At 70.9% G+C, this 21,429-nt stretch carries 17 protein-coding genes; 12 read left to right on the top strand and 5 right to left on the bottom strand.

Going from position 1 to position 21,429, the window contains the following annotated elements:
- Positions 1–32 precede the first annotated feature (32 nt).
- Positions 33–854, bottom strand: a complete 822-nt coding sequence (locus VV01_RS13760; RefSeq protein ID WP_050670384.1) for an alpha/beta fold hydrolase — start codon at positions 852–854, stop codon at positions 33–35.
- 352 nt (positions 855–1,206) lie between these two features.
- Here VV01_RS13760 and VV01_RS13755 point away from each other — a divergent pair, with 352 nt between their 5' ends.
- Together VV01_RS13755 and VV01_RS13750 are read left to right on the top strand one after the other, a co-directional pair.
- Entirely contained in the window at positions 1,207–1,707 is a 501-nt protein-coding gene (locus tag VV01_RS13755; RefSeq protein ID WP_050670383.1) for an FBP domain-containing protein, read from the top strand.
- 82 nt (positions 1,708–1,789) lie between these two features.
- Positions 1,790–2,011, top strand: coding sequence for a hypothetical protein (locus VV01_RS13750; RefSeq protein ID WP_157508840.1), 222 nt, complete (start codon positions 1,790–1,792; stop codon positions 2,009–2,011).
- A gap of 31 nt (positions 2,012–2,042) precedes the next feature.
- Here the strand turns inward: VV01_RS13750 and VV01_RS13745 are convergent, their stop codons facing one another.
- The 3 genes from VV01_RS13745 to msrA form a co-directional block, all read right to left on the bottom strand.
- Positions 2,043–2,426 (bottom strand): VOC family protein, encoded by a 384-nt coding sequence (locus tag VV01_RS13745; RefSeq protein WP_050670381.1) that lies wholly within the window; start codon positions 2,424–2,426, stop codon positions 2,043–2,045.
- Positions 2,427–2,500: 74 nt separating this feature from the next.
- Complete coding sequence (locus tag VV01_RS13740; protein ID WP_050670380.1) at positions 2,501–2,848, bottom strand: nuclear transport factor 2 family protein; 348 nt, start codon at positions 2,846–2,848, stop codon at positions 2,501–2,503.
- Positions 2,841–3,548 (bottom strand): peptide-methionine (S)-S-oxide reductase MsrA, encoded by a 708-nt coding sequence (msrA, locus tag VV01_RS13735; RefSeq protein WP_050670379.1) that lies wholly within the window; start codon positions 3,546–3,548, stop codon positions 2,841–2,843. The genes VV01_RS13740 and msrA overlap by 8 nt, the downstream gene beginning before the upstream one ends.
- Positions 3,549–3,785: 237 nt before the next feature.
- Between msrA and VV01_RS13730 the strand changes: the two genes are divergently transcribed.
- The 10 genes from VV01_RS13730 to VV01_RS13685 all read left to right on the top strand — a co-directional run bounded on the left by VV01_RS13730 (position 3,786) and on the right by VV01_RS13685 (position 20,478).
- Positions 3,786–4,799, top strand: coding sequence for a GNAT family N-acetyltransferase (locus VV01_RS13730; RefSeq protein ID WP_157508839.1), 1,014 nt, complete (start codon positions 3,786–3,788; stop codon positions 4,797–4,799).
- Between the two features lie 96 nt (positions 4,800–4,895).
- Positions 4,896–6,239 (top strand): FAD-dependent oxidoreductase, encoded by a 1,344-nt coding sequence (locus VV01_RS13725; RefSeq protein ID WP_407942919.1) that lies wholly within the window; start codon positions 4,896–4,898, stop codon positions 6,237–6,239.
- Between the two features lie 327 nt (positions 6,240–6,566).
- The gene (locus tag VV01_RS13720; protein ID WP_050670376.1) at positions 6,567–8,309 is read left to right on the top strand and encodes a PKD domain-containing protein; all 1,743 of its coding nucleotides are present in this window, start codon (positions 6,567–6,569) and stop codon (positions 8,307–8,309) included.
- A gap of 10 nt (positions 8,310–8,319) precedes the next feature.
- On the top strand, positions 8,320–9,015 hold the full coding sequence (locus tag VV01_RS13715; protein ID WP_050670375.1) for a DUF1326 domain-containing protein: 696 nt from the start codon (positions 8,320–8,322) through the stop codon (positions 9,013–9,015).
- Positions 9,002–9,874, top strand: a complete 873-nt coding sequence (locus VV01_RS13710) for a DUF2182 domain-containing protein (RefSeq protein WP_157508838.1) — start codon at positions 9,002–9,004, stop codon at positions 9,872–9,874. Before VV01_RS13715 ends, VV01_RS13710 begins: the two co-directional genes overlap by 14 nt.
- 29 nt (positions 9,875–9,903) lie before the next feature.
- Positions 9,904–14,766 carry a multicopper oxidase domain-containing protein gene (locus VV01_RS24630; protein WP_197275046.1) on the top strand — a complete coding sequence of 1,621 codons (4,863 nt, stop codon included), beginning with the start codon at positions 9,904–9,906 and terminating at the stop codon, positions 14,764–14,766.
- 29 nt (positions 14,767–14,795) lie between these two features.
- Positions 14,796–15,353, top strand: a complete 558-nt coding sequence (locus VV01_RS13700; protein ID WP_050670372.1) for an AAA family ATPase — start codon at positions 14,796–14,798, stop codon at positions 15,351–15,353.
- Positions 15,354–15,395: 42 nt separating this feature from the next.
- Positions 15,396–16,139, top strand: coding sequence for a hypothetical protein (locus VV01_RS13695; protein WP_050670371.1), 744 nt, complete (start codon positions 15,396–15,398; stop codon positions 16,137–16,139).
- A gap of 45 nt (positions 16,140–16,184) precedes the next feature.
- The gene (locus VV01_RS13690; protein WP_050670370.1) at positions 16,185–19,214 is read left to right on the top strand and encodes a glycine--tRNA ligase; all 3,030 of its coding nucleotides are present in this window, start codon (positions 16,185–16,187) and stop codon (positions 19,212–19,214) included.
- 82 nt (positions 19,215–19,296) lie between these two features.
- Complete coding sequence (locus tag VV01_RS13685; RefSeq protein ID WP_050670369.1) at positions 19,297–20,478, top strand: cystathionine gamma-synthase; 1,182 nt, start codon at positions 19,297–19,299, stop codon at positions 20,476–20,478.
- Positions 20,479–20,638: 160 nt separating this feature from the next.
- Here the strand turns inward: VV01_RS13685 and VV01_RS13680 are convergent, their stop codons facing one another.
- Complete coding sequence (locus VV01_RS13680) at positions 20,639–21,220, bottom strand: TIGR03086 family metal-binding protein (RefSeq protein WP_050670368.1); 582 nt, start codon at positions 21,218–21,220, stop codon at positions 20,639–20,641.
- Between the last annotated feature and the right edge of the window lie 209 nt (positions 21,221–21,429).

Here is a 21,429-nt window from a genome sequence, read left to right as displayed (position 1 = left end):
TTGCGGTCGATCCGGTGAACGGCTCCTGCTGCTCAGGCGTGCAAGGACAGCGCGGCCAGCAGCACGTCGTGCCAGGCCTCGGGCTGCTCCAGGTGGAGGTCGTGCCCCGCGTCGACCTCGGCGAGGTCGACGCCCGGACGCCCTGCCATCCGGGTGATCTGGGCGTCGGGGATCGCGCTGCGGGTCGCGCGTACGAGGGTGGTCGGGCAGGCGACCGCGTCCCACTCGTCCCAGTGCTCGCGCTCGCCGATCCCGGCCAGGACCTGCGCCAGCACATCGGCGTCCCAGCGGGGCCGGCCGCCGTCGGGGGCGTGTGCGAGCCCGTCCCACCAGACCTCGGCCACCTGCGTGGTGGTGCCAAGGACCGACGTGAGCTCGTCGACATCGCTGACCGGCGAGGGCCAGGAACGGAACCAGTCGATCGTGGCCTGCTGGTTGGAGGAGCTGTCACCACCGACGCCGGCCTCGACCAGGACGAGGCGGTCGACACGCTCCGGGTGTGCGGCCGCGGTGACCAGGGCCGTGTGGCCTCCGGCGGACTGGCCGACGAGAGTAGCCGCCGGCACCCCGAGCGCGTCGAGGACCGCGACCACGTCGTCGGCGTGGGCCGCACGCGACAGGTCGGAAGGTCTGGTGCTGCTCAGCCCGTGCCCGCGCTGGTCGAACGCGACCACCCGGACGTGCGGTGCGAGTGCGGCGGCCGTGCGTGCCCACTCGCCGTGCCAGCCGCCGAGTCCGTGCAGCAGGACGACCACCGGGCCGTCGAGGTGGTCGACCGTGGCGACGTGCAGGTGTACGTCGCCGCTGCTGACCTGCACGGCCGTCGTGAAGGGGTCGGTCGGACGTCCGCTCATGCGGCGACCGTAGTGCGGCCGCCGCGCACCGGCGTACGGGCGGACGGGACGAATCCGGCGTGACATCCGGGCGCCGTCTGAGGCACCCTGGAAGACGGTCGCTTCCTTCCGGTGCGGCCGAGCACAGTCGACGACAGGACGAGGAGCGAGTGATGCAGCGCGTCATCGCAGCGAGCGAGGTGGCCCATGGGGCCTGCTCAGCTGTCGCATGCCCTGCCACCGCTTGACCCCTTTCACCCGTACGACGACCAGCCGCGGGCTGCCGTCGTACGAGGACACCTCGTCCCTCACCCGTGACCGCCGGTGGCGCCTCGGCGCGCCCTGAGCGGTCCCATCGACTGGAGCACATCTCATGAACCCCTTGACCGAGAACGACATCCGTTCATCCTTCGTCAACGCCTCGCGTCGTGAGAGGTCGCAGGCGACCCTGCCCGACCTTGACACCCTCGACTGGGACTCCCTGGACTACCTCGGCTGGCGCGACGCCAAGCGGCCGCTCAACGCCTACGTCGTCGTGGAGGTGGCCGGCACCCCGACCGGGCTGCTGCTGCGCACCGCCCCACGGGTGGAGGGCCGGCGGGCCGGCCTGTGCTCGTGGTGCCAGGACGTCGTCGTCGGCGTGGACGTGAGCATGTACGTCACCAAGCGCGCCGGCGCCTCGGGCCGCCGCGGCAACACGGTCGGCACGATGATCTGCACCAACCTGTTGTGCTCGCAGAACGTGCGGCGTACGCCGACCGCGTCCGAGGTCGGCAGTGACGACCCCGGCGACCGACAGCGGTACATCGAGCGCCGGATCGACGGCCTGCGAGAGCGGTCGGAGAAGTTCGTCGCGCAGGTGATGGAGCAGTAGCGCCCCGTCATGCAGGAGCAGTGTCATGGCACCGCTCCTGCATGACGGAGGTCATCTCGATCGCCGATTACCGTGGGAGGCGATGTCGTGGTGGGCGCGGGTTCCGATGGCGTGGCGGCTGAGACTGATCGCGCACGGCCTGGCGCTGCTCGCGTTCGTGCTCGCGGGCGTCACCGCGCTGGTGTGGGGTGAGGACGCGGCCGTCGAGATCGTCTTGCTGATGGTGCTCGCGTGCGCCGCCCTGGTGTGGGCGGTCGTGCTGCAGGTGCGGCACGGGTTCCAGCGCCCGTACGGCGACGGCTGAGCCGGCCCCGGTCAGACGTTGTTGAGGGAGGTCAGTCGCGGCTCTGGACGAGCTGCACCGAGCTGCCGTCCGGGTCGGTCACCCAGGCGACCCGCAGGCGCTCGCCGAAGTCGCGCGGCTCACTCAGCACGTGGACGCCGTCGACGTGCAGGCGTGCGAAGTCACCGTCGAGGTCGTCGGTCCACAGCACGATCTCGAACCGGTTGCCGGTCAGGTCGGGGTCGAGCCCGTGGACCCGTCGTGCTGCCTCGACGGTCGCGATGCCGAGGGTGAACCCGTCGACCCGCAGCTCGACGTGCTCCGCGTCGCCCTCCACCGGCGTACGGAAGGTCTCGCGCAGCCCGAGGCCGGCGTAGAAGGCCACGAGCCGCGGCAGGTCGTCGGTGTAGAGGTTGATCTGGGCCGAGCGGATCATCGGTCGTCTCCTGGTGTCATGGACGGGTCACGGTGATGACGCACGAGTACCCCCAGCATCGACACACGACGGAGTCAGGCGTCGGCCGAGCCCTCGCGGTAGATCTTGCCCCTGCGGATGAGCCCGGCCGAGACGTCGTACACCCCGATGATCGAGGCGGACCGCGACTCGCCCTCGTGCGACCACGTCTCACGCATCTGTGCCGCGACCGCGTCGCCGCCGTCGATGACGCGCTCGACGCTCAGCCGAGGCGTGAGGTGCTCGAACGCTGCGGTGAAGAACGCGCGCAGCTCGGAAGTGGGGACGACATCGGTGCCGGTCACCCACGACGCGTCGTCGCAGAACCCGGCCATCAGCGCGTCGATGTCCTGGGCGTTGAACGCCGCGACGTGGGCCTCGACGACGGCGCTGCCGTCAGCCACGCGGCGGGTGGACGGACTGCTGGCTCGGCAGCTGGTCCTGCTTGACGACGCCGACCGGGCAGGTCATGCCGTTGGGGCCGTGGTTGCAGTAGCCGCCGGGGTTCTTGTGGAGGTACTGCTGGTGGTAGCCCTCGGCGTAGTAGAACTCACCGGCCTCCGACGCTGGTCGCATCTCGGTCGTGATCTCGCCGAAACCGTTGTCCTGCAACACTTTCTGGAACGCATCGCGCGTCGCGAGAGCAGCGCTCTCCTGCTCGGGCGTCGTCCAGTAGATCGCCGAGCGGTACTGCGTGCCGATGTCGTTGCCCTGCTGGTTGGCGGTCGTCGGGTCGTGGTTCTCCCAGAACGCCTTCAGCAGCTGCTCGGGGGAGGTGCGCGACGGGTCGTACGCCACGAGCACGGCCTCGGTGTGACCTGTCCGCCCGGTGCAGGTCTCCTCGTAGGTCGGGTTCTTGGTGAAGCCGCCCATGTAGCCGGCTGCGGTCGTGACCACGCCGGGCAGCTGCCAGAAGATGCGCTCGGTGCCCCAGAAGCAGCCCATCGCGACGTACAGCACCTCGGTGCCCTCGGGCCACGGGCCGCGCATCGGGGTGCCGAGGACCTCGTGCACCTCGGGGACACCGGGCAGCGGATCCTCGCGTCCGGGCAGGGCCTGCTCGGGGGAGACCATCGTCGTACGTCGTCCGGTGCCGAAGATCATGGGTTCGAGTCTCACACCTGCATCAACGCACGTCAGCCCCTTCGCCATCCCGGCGACGGTCCTTCGTTCACAGTGGATCGAGTGCGTCATGCCGTGGCGTGCACCCGCCGGCTGACCAGACGCCCGACGGATGTCGGGGTGTTCATCAACCGGCGGGGTGGTGTCGCGCACGACTCTCCGACCACAACTCGGTCGCCGAGAGCAGCTCGGGGTGGAAGGGTCGGGCGGGTGGTGGACGTGATCGCGGTGGACCCGCTGTCGGAGGACGCTGAGCAGCGGCAGCTGTTCAGTGACTGGCTGGATGTCGAGACGACGTCTCAGCGCGACGTCTTCGGCCCCGACCACAGCGCGTGGTCCGCGGACGAGGTCCGCGGCCGACGCCGGGGCAGCACCCACCAGTTCACCGATCGCGCCGCGGTGGGCGAGGGCGGGCGGGTCGTCGGCATGCTGAGCGTCGCCGAACCGCTGCACGACAACCACGAGCTCGCCCTGGTCAAGCTGTCCGTCCTGCCCACGGCACGCCGCCGGGGCGTCGGACGCCTCCTGCTCGCCGAGGCCGAGAGTGTCGTACGCGCTCACGGCCGCGCGCTCGTCCAGGCCTCCACCGAGGGCTCGCGAACCGGTGTCGACGGGCCGGGCGACGCGTTCGCCGCGAGCCAGGGGTACGAGCCGGCCCAGACGATGCTGCGCAGCGTGATGCCGTTGCCCGCCGACCGCCACAAGCTGGAGTCGTACGCCGACGGCGACGGTGTCGAGGACGCCGCGGCGTTCGCGGTCGAGGCGAGCTGGGACGGCGTACCCGAGGCCTGGTTGGACGACCTCGCCGTGCTGGAGCAGCGCATGAGCACCGACGCCCCGATGGGTGACCTCGCGCTCGAGGAAGAGGACTGGGACGCCGAGCGAGTGCGGTCCGAGCTGCAGTGGGCGCTGGACGCCGGTCGCCGGCTGGTGGTCGTCGTCGCCCGCGACCTGTCGGTCGACCGGCTCGTCGGCTTCACCCAGGTCCAGGTGTCGCAGGACTCGCCCGAGGTGGCCTACCAGCAGGACACACTCGTGCTGACCGAGGCGCGAGGCAACGGCCTCGGCCTGCGGATGAAGGCCCGCGCCGCCCTGGAGCTGATGGACGAGCTGCCGGGCGTGGCCGGCGTACGCACCTGGAACGCCGACGACAACACGCACATGCTCGCGGTCAACGCCGACCTCGGGTACGAGCCCGGCGCCTACCTGCGCGAGTGGCAGAAGCGACTGTGACTCAGGCCACAAACCGCTGTCCACATGGCAGGCGGTGACACGGCGTACCTGCGCGTTTCTTAGGCTGTCCTAACGGCACAGCCAGGCGAGAGGAACGTGCGCGTGAGAGACATCCGGGTCGCAGTCGTCGGTGGAGGACCCGCCGGCATCTATGCAGCAGACATCCTGACCAAGGCGTATCCGAACGCATCGGTCGACGTCATCGAACGGCTGCCCGCGCCCTACGGTCTGGTCCGCTACGGCGTCGCGCCCGACCACCCGCGCATCAAGGAGATCATCAAGGCGCTGCACCGGGTGCTCTCGCAGCCGCAGATCCGCTTCCTCGGCAACGTCGACTACGGCACCGACCTGAAGATGAGCGATCTGCGCCGCTTCTACGACGCCGTCATCTTCTCGACCGGCGCGATGGCCGACCGACCGCTGGACATCCCCGGCGTCGACCTGCCCGGCAGCTACGGCGCAGCCGACTTCGTGAGCTGGTACGACGGTCACCCCGACGTGCCGCGCGAGTGGCCGCTGGAGGCCAAGGAGGTCGCCGTCGTCGGCGCCGGCAACGTCGCGCTCGACGTCGCCCGGATGCTCGTCAAGACCGCCGACGAGCAGCTGACCACCGAGATCCCCGCCAACGTGTACGACGGGCTGAAGGCCAACGCCTGCACCGACGTCCACGTCTTCGCCCGTCGCGGCCCCGCGCAGATCAAGTTCTCGCCGATGGAGCTGCGCGAGCTGTCGCACTCGCCCAACGTCGACGTGATCGTGCACCCCGAGGGGTTCGAGATCGACGAGGCCGGTCAGGAGGCGATCAACTCCTCCAAGCAGACCAAGATGGTCGTCAACACGCTGCTGAAGTACGTCGAGACCGAGCCGACGGGTGCGCCCCACCGCATCCACATCCACATGTGCCAGTCGCCCGTCGAGATCCTCGGCGACGGCAAGGTCGAGGCGTTCCGCACCGAGCGCACCGAGCTGGTCGACGGCAGTGCCCGTGGCACCGGCGAGACGACCGACTGGCCTGTCCAGGCGGTCTACCGCGCGGTGGGCTACCTGTCCTCGCCGCTGGTCGACCTGCCCTTCGACCACCAGGCCGGGGTCATTCCCAACGAGGCCGGTCGCGTCATCGACATGGACGGCAACCACCAGCCCGGCACCTACGTCACCGGCTGGATCAAGCGCGGCCCGGTGGGCCTCATCGGCCACACCAAGTCCGACGCCTCGCAGACCATCGACTGCCTGCTGGAGGATGTCGACTCGCTGCAGCCGGCCGAGGTCAGCGACCCCGACGCGATCGTGCAGCACCTGGTCGAGCGGGGTGTCGAGGTGACGTCCTGGGAGGACTGGGGTCGCCTGGACGCCCACGAGATGGCGCTCGGTGAGGAGCAGGGCCGGCTGCGGGTCAAGGTCGTGCCGCGCGAGGAGATGGTCAGCCGCTCCCGCGGCTGACTGCCGTACGAGCCGACCCTTCGGGTGTCGGAATGCGTGCCATGACACGCATTCCGACACCGGTTGTCCTGTCCGGGCGCGGAGCAGGACCCCGCCCATCTGATACATCACGATTCCGTGATGCCCAGGGGGTTCACAGCGGGCGACCGGTCGTCGTACCGTTGAAAACGTTGCCGTGGTGGGGGAGACATCCGGCAGCAGCACAGGGGAAGGCCGGCACGCGGACTGGGGGTCCGCACGACCGTTGCTCGGGGGAGCCGGCGGCCGGTCAGAGACGCCGCGCGCGTCGTTCTCATCCGATCTCCCGTGACGTGGGGGAGCACGCGCATGCCCGTCGACAACAACCATCGCCTGACGTACGTCGGCCCGCCCGACCCGGACCACAGGTTCCCGATGTGGTTCGAGGACGAGACCGGCACCCGGCTGGACCTGGTCCTCACGCCCGACCGGTTCGCGCCCGAGACCGGTGGGCTGCCGTTCCCGGCACGACCGGTGTCGTTCCCGGACAACTTCCCGGACGAGGGCTTCTACTTCACCGCCGACGCCGAGATGGCCGTCGGCGGGGCTGGCCAGGTGGGGCGAGCACGACTGATCCTGGCTCTCGAGGCAGCCTTCAGCGGCACCGGCGAACCAGCGGAGGGAACGCGAGTCGTGTTCTCGCGCATAAGGGTTCGGATGGACGACGTGATCCCGGGCGCGGAGTACGTCGTCACGCACCCGTACGGCCAGACCCGCCCGCTGATCGCCGACGAGGACGGTCGCGTCATCGACACGGAGGACCTGGGCGTCGCTGAGGAGGACTTCGAGACGGTGCTGCGCTCGGGTCACGTCGCACCGTTCCTGCGAGCCACCGACGCACCCGACGGGCACCTCGGCGACGGAGCCTCCGAGACACCCGTGACAGGAAGTCCGTTCGGTACCAACATGTTTCGCGTCGACGGCCCACGCGTGGGCGACGCCGGTGGCCCCACCGATCCCGACGACCCGGACAACATCGACAGGATCCAGACAGACCTGTTCGTGGTGCAGGGACGCCTCGCCACCGCGTTCGGCGCCGAGCCGACCCGCATGACGTACAGCCGAGGACAGGACGGTACGACGATCGTCGACGCCTTCGCGCGCACCGCACCGGGTCAGGAGGTCGAGCTGCTCGGACGTGGCGTGCCGCGTACGGCGTTCGTCGCGTCGGAGGGCGACTACGTGGCGCGTGCCCAGGTGCCCGCGCCACCGCAGCGGGTCGAGATCGCGAACGTGCTCGACGTGCCGATCACGCGCACCGAGGTGCCGGTCGTGGATGAGGTGATCGGCCGAGCGACGTACGACCCGACGGCGCGCACCCTGCTCGTACAGGCTCAGTCCTCCGACGCCCAGGCGCCGAAGCTCACGGTCGAAGGGATTGGCGACCTGCCCGCTCCGGAGCACACCTTCGACGGGGTGACCGCTGTGCCGTCCACGCTGACGATCACCTCCAGCGCCGGCGGACGCGCCGATCTACCGGTCGTGCTCGCCGGAGCCGTGCCGGACGCGCTGCCCGTGGTCGCCGACGCCGGACCCGACCAGACCGCCATCACCGGCCGGGTGGTGACCCTCGACGGGTCGTCCTCGCGCGGTGACATCGTCCGTGGCCGCTGGACCCAGCAGGCAGGCACCGCAGTCACGCTCGACGACCCGAGCGCGATCGCGCCGACGTTCACCGCGCCCGAGCCCGGCGCCCTCACGTTCGCGCTCACCGTCGACGGTCCGGGAGGTTCGGCCACCGACTCCCTCGACGTGGTGGTCACGCCCGCGCCTCCACCAAATGACGTCACCGTCGACCGAGCCGAGTTCCGCACTCGCACAGGCCAGTTCAGGATCGCTGGTACGGCATCGGGCGCGCAGGCGGACGAGGTCACTGTGACATTCGACGGCACCGAGATCGGGCGAGGCCCCGTGACCGCGACCGGCGACTGGGACGTACGACGCACCGTCACCGCGGCGGAGCCCGAGCTCGTGCCGGGTGTGGGCTCGCGTGTGGAGGCGAGCACTCCGGGCAGCGAGCCGGTCGTCGTACCCGTCAGCATCCGAGCCTGAGGAGTCCACCATGCGTTACGAGCTGACCGGCACGTTCCTCGAGACGTGCAACTGCAAGGTCGTCTGCCCGTGCTGGGTCGACGAGAGTCCCGACGAGGACCATTGCACCGGCGTGTTCGCGTGGACGTTCGACGAGGGCTCGCGCATCGGTTCGCACGATGTCGGCGGCCACAGCGTCGTCAGCGTCACCGTGCACAGCGACGGGCGGCGCGGGGGAGCCAACGAGTCGGCGATCTACGTCGACGAGCGGCTGGGCGGGGCAGCAGCCGCGGTGATCGAGCGGGCGTTCGCCGGTCGGGCGGGCGGGCCGCTCGCCGAGCTGGCACCCGTCACCGGTGACGTCGTTGCCTCGGGCACCGCGAAGGTCGCCGTCGAGCACGAAGCGACCGGCTGGACGCTCACCGTGCACTCCGGCGCCGCCCGGCTGGTCAACGCGAGCGGCTCGCCGAAGCACCTCGATGCGAGCGCGCACCCGCTGACCCTGGCCCACACCGCGCTCGCCGACGAGCTCGGCACCGGTGCCGACCCCGTCGTCGCTCAGATCAGTGACAACCTGGAGGTCAACGTCTCGGCCCTGCCCGGGGCACCGGTGGACATCGAGCGTCGTTCGGGGATGACCGGTCGGTTCCGCTACCGCCACGACGGTCGCGACGACGACGTCGACGACAACGCCGACGACGATGACGACGACGATGACGACGACTGAGCCGACGCAGCACATGACGCAGCTGCGCGGCGAGAGCCCGGGACGAACGACGCGGCCGGGCGGGTCCGCACGGTCGACGGCGCTCGTCACGGCAGTCGTGCTCGCGGCTGCCGGCGCGGCCTGGCTCGTCCTCGCGACCCTGCCGGTCGGGCGCGCCGCCCATGGGAGCGGTGCCCATGGAGGCGGCGCGCACGGAGCCGCTGCTCACGCCGGCCACGCCGCAGAGCCCGGCGCCGGGCTGTGGTTCGCCGGGTGGGCGCTGATGGTCGTCGCGATGATGCTGCCGCCGGCCCTGCCGTTACTGAGGACCATCCGGCAGGTCGCCACGCGCCGTACCCGTCCCGGGACCTTGGTCACCGCCTGTCTGCTCGCCTTCGTCGGGGTCTGGACCGGCGTCGGAGTGCTCTACCTCGGCGCCGACAGGCTGGCCGCGGCGTACGTCGACCGGCTCGCGATCCTGCACGCCCACCCGCAGGTGCCGGCCGGGCTCGCGGTCGTCGCGACGGACGCTTACCAGCTGACGCCGTGGAAACGCGCGTGCCTGTCCGCGTGTCGTACGCCCCGGTCGGTCGTGCTGACCGTGTGGACGGGCGCCCGACCGCCGGTCGTCGAGGGCGCCGCGGTCGGCGCGCTCTACGGCGCGATCTGCGTCGGCTGCTGCTGGGCGCTGATGCTGCTGACGCTCGCAGTCGGCGTCGCTGCGCTGCCAGTGATGCTCGTCGCGGCCGTCGTCATGAGCGCTGAGCGGTTGCTCCCACACGTGCGCCCACTCGTACCCGCCGTCGCGGTCGGGTCGATCGCGCTCGGCCTCCTGGTGCTCGCGGGGATCGTCCCCGCTGCGTTGGGCACCAGCCACTGACGCCCACCTCGGACAGAGAGGACACGATCATGACCCCTACCCACCACCGGGTCGTCGCGATACAGATGCCCATCGTCTACGACGGTGACGGCGACCACGACCCTGACGGTCTGATGTTCGCGCTCCAGGCGCACCGCCCGCTGCTGGAATGGGTCCGCGATCGCTGGGAGGACGACGACGAACGGCTGCCGCGACTGCACCGTCGGCGCCAGCTCGCCCAGGTCGTCGTCGACAACCTGGCGCGGCTCGAGCTGATGATCGAGCGGCTGCGCAGCGGGGACGACGACGATCTGCGGCTGCTGACCGACCTCCTGCGCCGGGAGCAGGTGCCGGAGTACGACGAACCCGAGGACCGGCTGTCCCACGGGCCACGCCGACGGTCGTCTAACGCGGGCGCCGTGCGCACCAACGTCCACCGCACCCTGGAGGAGCTGCGGCTCGCGCTGACCGAGCTCAGTGACACCGACGGCCTCCCGCAGTGGCGCGACCTCACCCACCCGCCGCTGGAGCCGGAGGCCGACGCGGAGGACGAGGTGGACGAGGAGTCCGATGATGGCGAGGGCACCGACGACGAGGACCTGCCGCTGCGGGTCGTCGGCCTCAGCCGCGGTCAACGGGCGGCCTGGAGAGCCAGCTGGCAGGAACAGATCCGCATCCTCGACGACGCCATCGCGACCTGCTTCGAACGGATGGAGTCCGATCCCGAGCGCCGCTTCGACGCGGCGGCGCTCGCCGAGGCGTCCGGGATGCCCGAGCGCCGGGTCCGCCGGCTCGTGCTCAACGACCACCGGCGTGGCGTGAGCGGACGCGGCGAGCTCACCCCGGCGTACGACCGGTTCAACCCGATGCGACCGGTGCCGGTCGTGGCACCCCTGGTGCTGCGCACCCACGTCGGTGAGCGCGTCACGGTGGAGGTCGAGAACCAGATCCGCGGCAGGCGGCTCGGCTTCCACCTGCAGGGCGACGGGCTGGCCGGGCCGGGCGGCAAAGGGGTGCGGCACGGCGACGGCGCTCACGTCGGCGGCAACCCCGACACGACGCTGGCGTACGGCGAGCGGGCGACGTTCACCTATGCCGCACGGCACGAAGGCGCCTGGCCGATCAACGACCTGGCCGACGTGCGGGGAAGGCAGGACGGCTCCAACGTCCACGGCCTGTTCGGTGCGCTGCTGGTCGAGCCGGAGGGCTCGCACTGGCACGACCCGGAGACGGGTGAGGACCTGACCGAGACGTCGTACTGCGGGCTGCAGCACGTCGACGTGATCATGCCGGACGAGCGGCCGGGGACGCCTGAGCACGCGGACTTCGTCGACTTCAACCTGGACGACGTGCCCCGCAGCCATCGTGAGTTCACGGTGTTCATGCACGACGAGCCGGAGGTCCACTCGGCGTTGCACCTGGGCAGCGAGCACACGGTGATGCCGATCTCGTATCGCGCCGAGCCGATGGGCAACCGACTACCCCACCGCATGCGCCGGCTGGCCGAACGCACATCTGCGGAGCCACCGGACGACCAGCAGAGCGTCGACCGGTCGGCGGTGAAGTGGGAGCTCGGCCCCGACCTGGACGAGGTGTTCTGGACCGCCCGAACGCCCGAGGGCGACTGGCTCGAACGGGTTGCGGGGGAGGAGCAGCACCACAGCTCGTGGCTGTTCGGTGACCCCGTGACTCCGATCCTGCGCGCCTACCGGGGCGACCCGTGCCGGATCCGGCTGATCCACGGCGGTGTGAAGGAGACACACGTCTACCACCTGCACGTGCACCAGTGGCGGGCGGTTGCTGCCGACACCGCACCTCCCGGCACGTGGGGCCTGGATGCGTCAGGAGCGTTGCGGCGCAGGGGTTCTCAGCTGATCGACTCCATCACGATCGGTCCCCAGACAGCCTTCACGATCGAGCCGCTGTACGGCTCGGGCAGTCGGCAGGAGGCGCTTGGCGACATCATCTGGCACTGCCACCTCTATCCCCACTTCCACCACGGCATGTGGGGCCTGTGGCGCAGCTTCGACCGGTTGGTCGACGGCACGCGAGCCCTTCCCGACGGCACACCGTGCCGTGCGCTGGTGCCGCTGCCGGGTCGTACGCCTCCCGCGCCGGACCGCGAGCACCCGGGCTTCCCGTGGTTCATCGACGCGGTGCACCCGATGAAGTCACCGCCACCGCCCGCAGCCGTCGCTGACCAGGTCGACGGGCGCAGGCGGCTGCTCGGGATGCCTCCCGCCTCCGATCGGGAGCGCGCCGCGATGCACCCGGCCTGCCGTGACGGTGAGCAGCCCGGCGCGCTGTTCGTCGACCTCGACGGTGATGCTGCCGCGTGGAACGAACGGTGCGGTCTGCCACGGCCGCGCGTGCTGTCGTACGACATCGAGGTGCTGACCAGTCGTATCGACTACAACATCGACGGATGGCACGACCCGAACGGCCATCGCTACCGCCTGCTCGCCGCGCAGATCCGGGAGGTCGACGACCAGGGCAGGGAGACGGTCGTCGAGGAGGAGTGGTTCGACCTGACCCGGGAGGGCAACCCCGAGCCGGTCTTTCCGCGCGCCAACCACGGCGACATCGTCGAGCTGCGACTGCACAACGCGCTCGGGAGCTTCCCGGCCGACCAGTACGACCTGGCCCAGCTGCCGGTGGAGTGCGGCTTGCACGTGCACCTCGTGAAGTTCGACGTGCTCGCGTCCGACGGGTCCTCGACGGGCTTCAACTACCTGTCCGGGGCCAGCTGTCGCGAGGTCGTCGGGCCGGACCGCCCGGGTGAGCTGCGCACCGTGAGCCGGCACCGGTGGGTGGTCGACGAGGAGTTCGGGCCGTGCTTCTTCCACGACCACCTGCTCGCCAACTATCGGCAGAAGCGCGGGCTCTGGTCGGCGCTCCAGGTGCAGCCGTACGGTGCCCAGTGGCACACCAGCGACCAGACCCGCACCGCCTGGCACGAGCCGCAGGCGGTCATCGTGCCCCCGGCGGAGACGGGCCTGCCGGCCTACCGCGAGGCGTGCCTCGGCGTCGGCGACTTCATCCCGCTGCTCGACCGCGGAGGCCGTACGCTGAACCCGCCCGGCGAGCTCGGGGGTGACGACGACCCGGGGTCGATGGGCGTGGGCTATCGGTCCGCACCCCTGACCTTCAGAGGCGACGACCCGTCGCGCTGGTTCAGCACGAGCGCGCGTAGTGACATCAGCTTCCACGGCACTCGTGGCGACCCGGACACCCCTGTGCTGCAAGGCTATCCGGACGAACGGCTGCGCATCCGGCTCGTGCAGGGCTCGCACGAGGAGCAGCACTCGTTCGGCATCCACGGCATGCGCTGGCGTCGTGACTGGCACCAGCCCCGGTCCCGGCTGGTGAACCAGCAGACCATCGGCATCTCCGAGGCGTTCACCGTCGACATCGACCCGGTCGACGCCGGCCGCTACGGACCGGGCGACCACCTGTGGCGCCTCGGCGACATCGACGACACCTGGGTCGGCTGCTGGGGGTACGTGCGCATCAACCAACCCAGGACCGAGTCCTACGCCGCGCTTCCGCCGCTGCCGAGACCCGGTGAGAGTGCCGCCGAGGCGGACGAGCGGATGAGGTCGGCGCGCGCCACACCGCCCCGGCCGCAGCGCATCGCGGACGACGAGTACGACGAGTCGGTCCGCACCTACGTCGTCGTCGCACGCCGCACCGAGCACCTGCACACCGGACGCCACCTCACCGACCCGTGGGGCCTCACCTACCTGCTCGCCGAGATGGACCCGCAGGAGTACGCCGAGGCGCGGCGTGAGGGGGAGTGGCGACCGTCCGTCGTACAGCCGAGCGAGGGACCGCTCGTGCTGCGCGTGCACCGAGGCGAGTGGATCCGGCTGTTCCTCGTCAACGAGGTGCTGCGCGACGACGACGCCGAAGCCGTCCGGCTACCGAGGTTCGGCGTCGAGCCCAACCCGCCGCGGCTGCCGCTGGAGCACCTCGATGACCTCGGTCAGCCGGACCGCCGGACGGTGACACCGCGCGTCTCGATCCATGCGGCGCTGCTGCAGTACGACGTACGCACCCACGACGGCGCGCACGTCGGCCGCAACGTCGACGGCACGGTCTCGCCGCTGCGTACCCAGAGCGCGCACGAGCACGAGCCCGAGGACGAGGGCGCCGGACGCGTCGTGCTGGGCGACCGACACCATGCGCGGGAGAACTGGCGCGAGCTGTGGTGGTACGCGGACGAACAGCTCGCACCGGCCAGTCACGCGGACGGCCCCGGACAGGTGTGCCTGCTGCACGACGTGGCCGACGTGCGCAACCACCGCCACCACGGGCTGATCGGCGCGATCGTGGTGGAGCCGGGAGACGTGCGCCCGTACCGACGGCGCTCGCGGGCACGACGGCCCGATGGGTACGCCGGTGTGGCCGCCGAGATGCGCGACCGTCGCGGAGCGGTCGTCGCGCACGAGGCGGTGGTGCTGATGCAGGACGGCCTGCGGCTGTCCGTGGACGGACACCCGGAGCTGCCGGTGCCCGACAACGATCCCGGTGGCGATCCGGAGGACCGTGGCCAGAAGGGCCTGAACCATCGGACGGCGCTGATGCACCGCGGCCGGCCTCCGCACGGGGCGTTGGCCGGTCCGCCGCTGGCGACGGTCGAGCAGGGCGTACCTCTGTGGCTGCGCGTGGTCGGCGCGGGTGACAAGCCACGTCAGCACACGCTGACCGTGCACGGCCTGGCCTGGCCCGTGGCGCCGTGGGTGCCTGGGTCCGCGTGGGTGGGCTCGCTGTCCGGCATCGCCGGCGGCACCACGGAGGACGTCGTGGCGCTCGTCGAGCACCCGGGCGACCATGCCCTACGGTCCGGAGCCTTCCGCTGGGCCACCGAGACCGGTGTCTGGACCATGGTGCGAGTCGAGCCGCACGGCTGACGCGCGTCGGCGGCACCTACGCTGGCGAGGTGCCGCGACTCATCGTCCTCAACGGTCCACCCGCGGTGGGCAAGTCGACCCTCGCGTCGCGCTACGTCGACGAGCACCGGCTCGCGATCGCTCTCGACCTGGACCGGTTGCGGCTGCTGGCGTTCGGCGCTGCCGACGTCGCCGGCGTACCCGCGATGAACGCCACCCGAGACCTCGCGCTCGGCGCGGCCCGTGCGCACCTGCGTGCGGGCCGCGACGTCGTGGTGCCGCAGTACCTCGGGCGCCCCGACTACCTCGAGGCGCTCGAAGGGCTGGCCGCCGAGGTCGGCGCCGACTTCCACGAGATCGTCCTGATGGACAGTGAGCAGCGGCTGGAGCAGCGGTTCGCCGAGCGCACGGCCGCCGCCACCCGGATCGAGCACGTCGCCGCGGCGGCCGGCATCCAGGACGAGGGCCCCGAGTCACTGGCTGCGATGCGGGCGCGGCTCGTGGAGCTCGTGGCCACCCGTCCGCACGCCGTGGTCATCGAGTGCCCCGAGGGCACCGAGGACATCACCTACCGCGCCGTGCTGCGCGCGATCGGCGACCCCGCGTAATTCAGGTGCCCGTCGCGCGGTCCGCTGCGAGGCTGTTGCTTCATGGACGGACTGCAGATCGCCACCCTCGCCGAGCGCCCCGACCTGGTCGACCGCTGGTACGACGTCGAGTCCTCCTGGCCCACGTTCATCGGGCACGACCCGATCGGTGACGCGCTCTGGGACACCACGCTGCGGATGTTCCCCGAGTACGCCGTCGTCGCGACCCGCGGCGACGAGGTGGTCGCGCGAGGCAGGTCGGTGCCGTTCGCGTACCCCACGCAGGAGCGTGCTGAGCTGCCCGCGAGCGGCTGGGACCGCGCCCTGATCTGGGCGATGCTCGACCACGAGGCCGGCGTGAAGCCCACCGCCGCCAGCGCGCTGGAGATCCAGATCGGCACGCCTTATCGGGGCCAGGGGCTGTCGCCCGTACTAGTGGGAGCGCTGCGCGAATCCGTTGCAGCACAAGGAATCTCGACGCTGTATGCACCCGTGCGACCCAACGGCAAGACCGACCCGCACCAGCCGATGAGTGAGTACGCCGCGCTCACCCGCCCCGACGGTCTGCCGGTCGACCCGTGGTTGCGGGTGCACGTGCGAGCGGGGGCCACGATCGAGGAGGTCGCGCCGGCCTCGATGGTCGTCCCGGGCTCGCTGCAGGAGTGGCGCGAGTGGACCGGGCTGCCGTTCGACGAGGACGGCGACGTCGTCGTACCTCAGGCGCTCGCACCCGTGCGCTGTCACCTCGCTGAGGACCTGGCGGTCTACGTCGAGCCCAACGTGTGGGTCCGGCACGGTCTCGCCTGAGCAACGCGTTCGAGGGCAGCGGTGTCGCGCCGGTAACCTTGCCGGGTGCTGACCGTGCAAGACGCCCTCATCCGCCTGCAGAAGTTCTGGACCGACCGTGGCTGCATGGTCGTCCAGCCCTACAACTCCGAGGTCGGAGCCGGGACGATGAACCCCGCCACCCTCATGCGGGTGCTCGGACCCGAGCCGTGGCGGGCGGCGTACGTCGAGCCGTCGGTGCGTCCTGACGACAGCCGTTACGGCGAGAACCCCAACCGGCTGCAGACGCACACCCAGTTCCAGGTGATCCTCAAGCCCGACCCGGGCAACCCGCAGGAGCTCTACCTGGAGTCGCTCGAGGCCCTCGACATCGACATCCATGCCCACGACGTGCGCTTCGTCGAGGACAACTGGGCGCAGCCGGCCATCGGCGCGTGGGGCCTGGGCTGGGAGGTCTGGCTCGACGGGATGGAGATCACCCAGTTCACCTACTTCCAGCAGGTGGGCGGGCAGAACCTCGACCCGGTGAGCGTCGAGCTCACCTACGGCATCGAGCGCATCATGATGGCCCAGCAGGGCGTCACGCACTTCAAGGACCTGCAGTACGCGCCGGGCGTCACCTACGGCGAGGCGTTCGGGCAGCAGGAGTACGAGATGTCTCGTTACTACCTCGACGACGCCGACGTCGACGCCAACCGCGACCTGTTCGAGCACTACACCGCCGAGGCCCAGCGCCTGGTCGACGCACGCCTGCCGATCCCGGCGCACAACTACGTGCTGAAGTCCTCGCACGCGTTCAACGTCCTCGACTCCCGCGGTGCGATCTCCACGACCGAGCGCGCCAAGGCGTTCTCGACGATGCGCCGCCTCGCCCGCGAGGTGGCCCGGCTGTGGGTCGAGCGGCGCGAGGAGCTCGACTTCCCGCTGATGAAGTCGCAGACCGACGTCAAGGTGCAGGTCCGCTCCGCGATCATGCCGCCCCGCCCGGACGCTGAGGCGCCCGAAACCGTTGCCACGTCTCACGACTCGCAGCCCCTGGCCATCGAGATCGGTGTCGAGGAGCTGCCCCCGCACGTGGTCGTCCAGGCGATCGAGCAGGTCCGTACGACGCTCACCGAGCGCCTCGGCGCGACCCGCCTGACGCACGGCGCGATCGACGTCGTCGGCACGCCGCGGCGCATCGTGGCCACGGTCGCTGATGTGTCGGCCCACGAGCCCGACGCCGAGTCGCTGCGCAAGGGGCCCAAGGTCGCGGCGGCGTACGACGCCGACGGCAACCCCACCAAGGCGTGCGAGGGCTTCGCCCGCGGCCAGAAGGTCGATCCATCGAGCCTCGTTCGTGCTGAATTTGATGGCGCCGAGCACGTCGCCGTCACGGTGACCGAGAAGGGCCGCCCGGTCATCGAGGTGGCCGAGCAGCTGGTCGCCGACCTCGTGACGAGCCTGCGCGCCGACAAGAACATGCGGTGGAGCGACCCCCAGCTGGCCTACAGCCGTCCGATCCGGTGGCTGGTGGCCCTGTGGGGTGCCACCGTGGTGCCGGCCGAGGTGTCGTCGCTGCGCGCGGGCCGCACCACCTACGTGCACCGCACCGACGTCGACCCGCTCGTCGAGGTCAAGGACGCCGCCTCGCTGCGCAACACCCTCGAGGCCCACGGGCTCGTGCTCGACCCGGTCGTCCGTCGTACGCAGGTCGTCGACGCGGCGCGCACGCTGGCGGCGTCGGTCGGCGGCACCATCGACTTCGACGGCGAGTCGGCCCTGGTCGACGAGATCACCAACCTGGTCGAGCAGCCGCAAGGCATCCTCGGCTCCTACGGCCCGAAGTACCTCGAGCTGCCCGAGCAGATCCTCACCACGGTCATGCGCAAGCACCAGCGCTACCTGCCCGTGCGCGACGAGGCCGGCGAGCTCATGCCGTACTTCGTCACCATCGCCAACGGCGACTGCGACGACGAGCTGGTCCGCCTCGGCAACGAGTCGGTCATCCGCGCGCGCTACGAGGACGCGGCGTTCTTCTACGACGCCGACCTCAAGGTGCCGCTGACCGACCTGCGCGCTCAGATCAGCAAGCTGACCTTCGAGGACCGGGTCGGCTCCATGGCCGACCGCGCCGACCGCATTCGCGACGTGGCCGCTGCGCTGGCGTCGTCGATGTCGCTGTCGGCCGAGGAGTCGAAGACCCTCGCGCGCGCCGGCGAGCTGGCCAAGTTCGACCTGTCGTCGCAGATGGTCGTCGAGCTCTCCTCGCTCGCGGGCACCATGGCCAAGGAGTACGCAGCCCGCGCCGGTGAGACCCCGGAGGTCGCCTCCGCGCTGCTCGAGATGGAGCAGCCGCGCTCAGCCGGTGACGCGGTGCCCGAGTCGCGCCCGGGTGCGCTGCTCGCGCTCGCCGACCGGTTCGACCTGCTCATGGCGATGTTCGCGCTCGGCGCCAAGCCGACCGGTTCGTCCGACCCGTTCGCGCTGCGTCGTGCCGCGCTCGGTGTGGTGTCGATCCTGCGCAAGCACGACGCCCTCAGCACGGTCACCGTCGCGTCCGGGCTGGCGGCTGCGGCCGACCGCCTGCGCCAGCAGGGCCTCGACGTGAGCAGCGAGTCCGTCGACGCCGCAACGGAGTTCGTGATCGGCCGGTTCGGTCAGCAGCTGCGCGACGAAGGCGTGTCGGTCGATCTCGTGTCGTCCGTCAGCTCGCTCGCCGGCTCGCCGGGCAAGGCCGAGCAGGCGCTCGGCGACATCGCATCGGTGCGGCACAGCGACACGTTCGCGCCGCTCGTCGAGGCCGTTCAGCGCATCACGCGCATCGTCCCCGAGGGCACGCAGCCGTCGTACGACCGTGCGCACCTGACCGAGCCCGCCGAGGTCGCGCTCGCGGACGCGGTCGACGGTCTGCCCGACCACGCGGCCGACTCGATCCCCGAGTGGGCTGCTGACGCCGGTGCGCTCGTCGAGCCGCTCGGCCGGTTCTTCGACGACGTGCTCGTGATGGCCGAGGACGCGGACGTGAAGGCCGCCCGGCTCGGGCTGCTGCAGACGGTCGTGTCACGTGCGCCGCGCGGCATCGACTGGCAGGCGCTGCACACCGCCATCGCCTGAGCCGCCGATCCCGGCGCGGCGGGGCACAGCGGGTCGGCGGAGGCGGTGCATGGTCGGCGTCGCGCGGGCCTAGCCTGGGCTCATGACAGAGCAGTCAGCGCAGCCAGGGTTCTCCACGCGTGCGATCCACGCCGGCCAGGAGCCGGACCCGCGCACCGGAGCCGTCGTCCCCGCGATCTACCAGACCTCGACCTACAAGCAGGACGGCGTCGGTGGCTTCCGCGAGGGGTATGAGTACTCCCGCTCGGCCAACCCCACGCGTACGGCGTTGGAGACCTGCATCGCCGAGCTCGAAGGCGGCGCACGAGGATTCGCGTTCGCGTCCGGTCTCGCCGGTGAGGACACGATCATGCGGGCCCTGCTCGCGCCCGGGCAGCACATGATCGTCCCGACCGACGCGTACGGCGGCACCTACCGCCTCATCAACAAGGTGCAGCGGGCCTGGGGCGTCGACCACAGCCTCGCCAAGGTCAGCCAGCCCGACGCGATCCGCGGCGAGATCCGCCCCGGCGTCACCAAGATGGTGTGGATCGAGACGCCCACCAACCCGATGCTCGGCATCTCCGACATCGCCGCGGTCGCCGAGATCGCTCACGAGGCGGGCGCGCTGCTGGTCGTCGACAACACGTTCGCGTCGCCCTACCTGCAGCAGCCGATCTCGCTCGGCGCCGACATCGTCGTGCACTCCACCACGAAGTACTGCGGCGGTCACTCCGACGTCGTCGGCGGCGCTGTCGTGGTCGCGAAAGACGTTGCGGTGCAAGAGTTCTCGGACGCGGCCGAGCGCATCGGGTTCCACCAGAACTCCATGGGAGCGGTCGCCGGTCCGATGGACTCCTGGCTCACGCTGCGCGGCCTGAAGACCCTCGCCGTACGCATGGAGCGGCACAGCGACAACGCCGAGAAGGTCGTCGAGTTCCTGCAGTCACGCAAGGACGTCACGCACATCCACTACCCGGGCCTGGACTCCCACCCCGGCCACGACATCGCCGCCAAGCAGATGAAGCGGTTCGGCGGCATGGTGAGCTTCCAGATCGAGGGCGGGGTCGACCGCGCGCTCGACGTCGTGGGTCGTACGAAGGTCTGGACCCTCGGTGAGTCGCTCGGCGGCGTCGAGTCGCTGATCGAGCACCCGGGGCGCATGACCCACGCGAGCGTCGCGGGCACCGAGCTGGAGGTGCCGGCCGACCTGATCCGCCTGTCGACCGGCATCGAGGACGCCGACGACCTGATCGCCGATCTCGAGCAGGCCCTCGGCGCCTGACCGCGGTCCGAGCCATCCGCCCGGGCTCCGAGTGAGCGTCGGGCTCGCGTCAGAACTGAGTCCTGTTGGTATGACCGGGTTCGAACTGCGTCACATCACCAGGACTCAGTTCTGACGGCGAGAGGCGGGGGAGCGCTGACGGCGCGGCCGAGGCTGTGGGCTAGGGGCGCCAGGCGATGTCGCGGCCGTTGTGCGCGAGCAGCTGCTGCAGCTCGGGCGCGCCGGCGGGCGTCGCCACCTTCGGACCGAACGCCTCACCCGAGCCGCCCTCGTCGAACTGGCTCGCGAACGTCAGGCCGCTCTGCAGGGAGGCCGCATCAGGCTCGTACGACTGACCGGTCGCCGCGGCGAGGTCCCACCCATGTACGAGCACCTCGTTGAGCGCGACGAGGCCGCCGACCTCGCCGGGCATCTCGACACCGCCCGCCTGGGTCATGCCGTCCCAGGCGTCGGGGGACTCCCAGGCTGTGGCGAGGTCGCGCAGCCGGGCCGGGATGACCGTGCGCCAGTCGTCGACAAGGTTGTCGCGGCTGCCCGGTGCAGGCGGCTCGCTCAGCCGGTCGAGGCCCTCCTTGCGCGCCGCCCAGGTGAACGCGGTCGACAGGCCGGCGACGTGGTCGAGCAGGTCGCCGACGGAGTAGTCGGGACATGGCGTGGGGGCGTCGAGCCGGTCGTCGGGCACCGCCTCGACGGTGCGGGCGACCAGGGTGGTGGCGGCGTGCAGGTCAGGTCGTGCGGACATCGGCGGGCTCCGTCTCCTCGGGTGGTGGCGTCGGTTCGAGGCTGGCACCCGCGACGGCGTACGACAACGCTTGGCGCCCGAACTGAGCAGGATCGGGGCGGTCAGCCGCGTCGCAGCTCCATCTCGTGCATGACCTCCAGCCTCTCGAACCCGAAGGCGGCGTTGATGCGCTGCATCAGGGCTTTCCATAGGGCATCTGCGCAGAAATG

Source organism: Luteipulveratus halotolerans, assembly GCF_001247745.1.
Taxonomy (GTDB): Bacteria; Actinomycetota; Actinomycetes; order Actinomycetales; family Dermatophilaceae; genus Luteipulveratus; species Luteipulveratus halotolerans.
The sequence above is the reverse complement of the archived record's forward strand: the minus strand, read 5'-3'. Positions and strand labels throughout refer to the sequence as shown.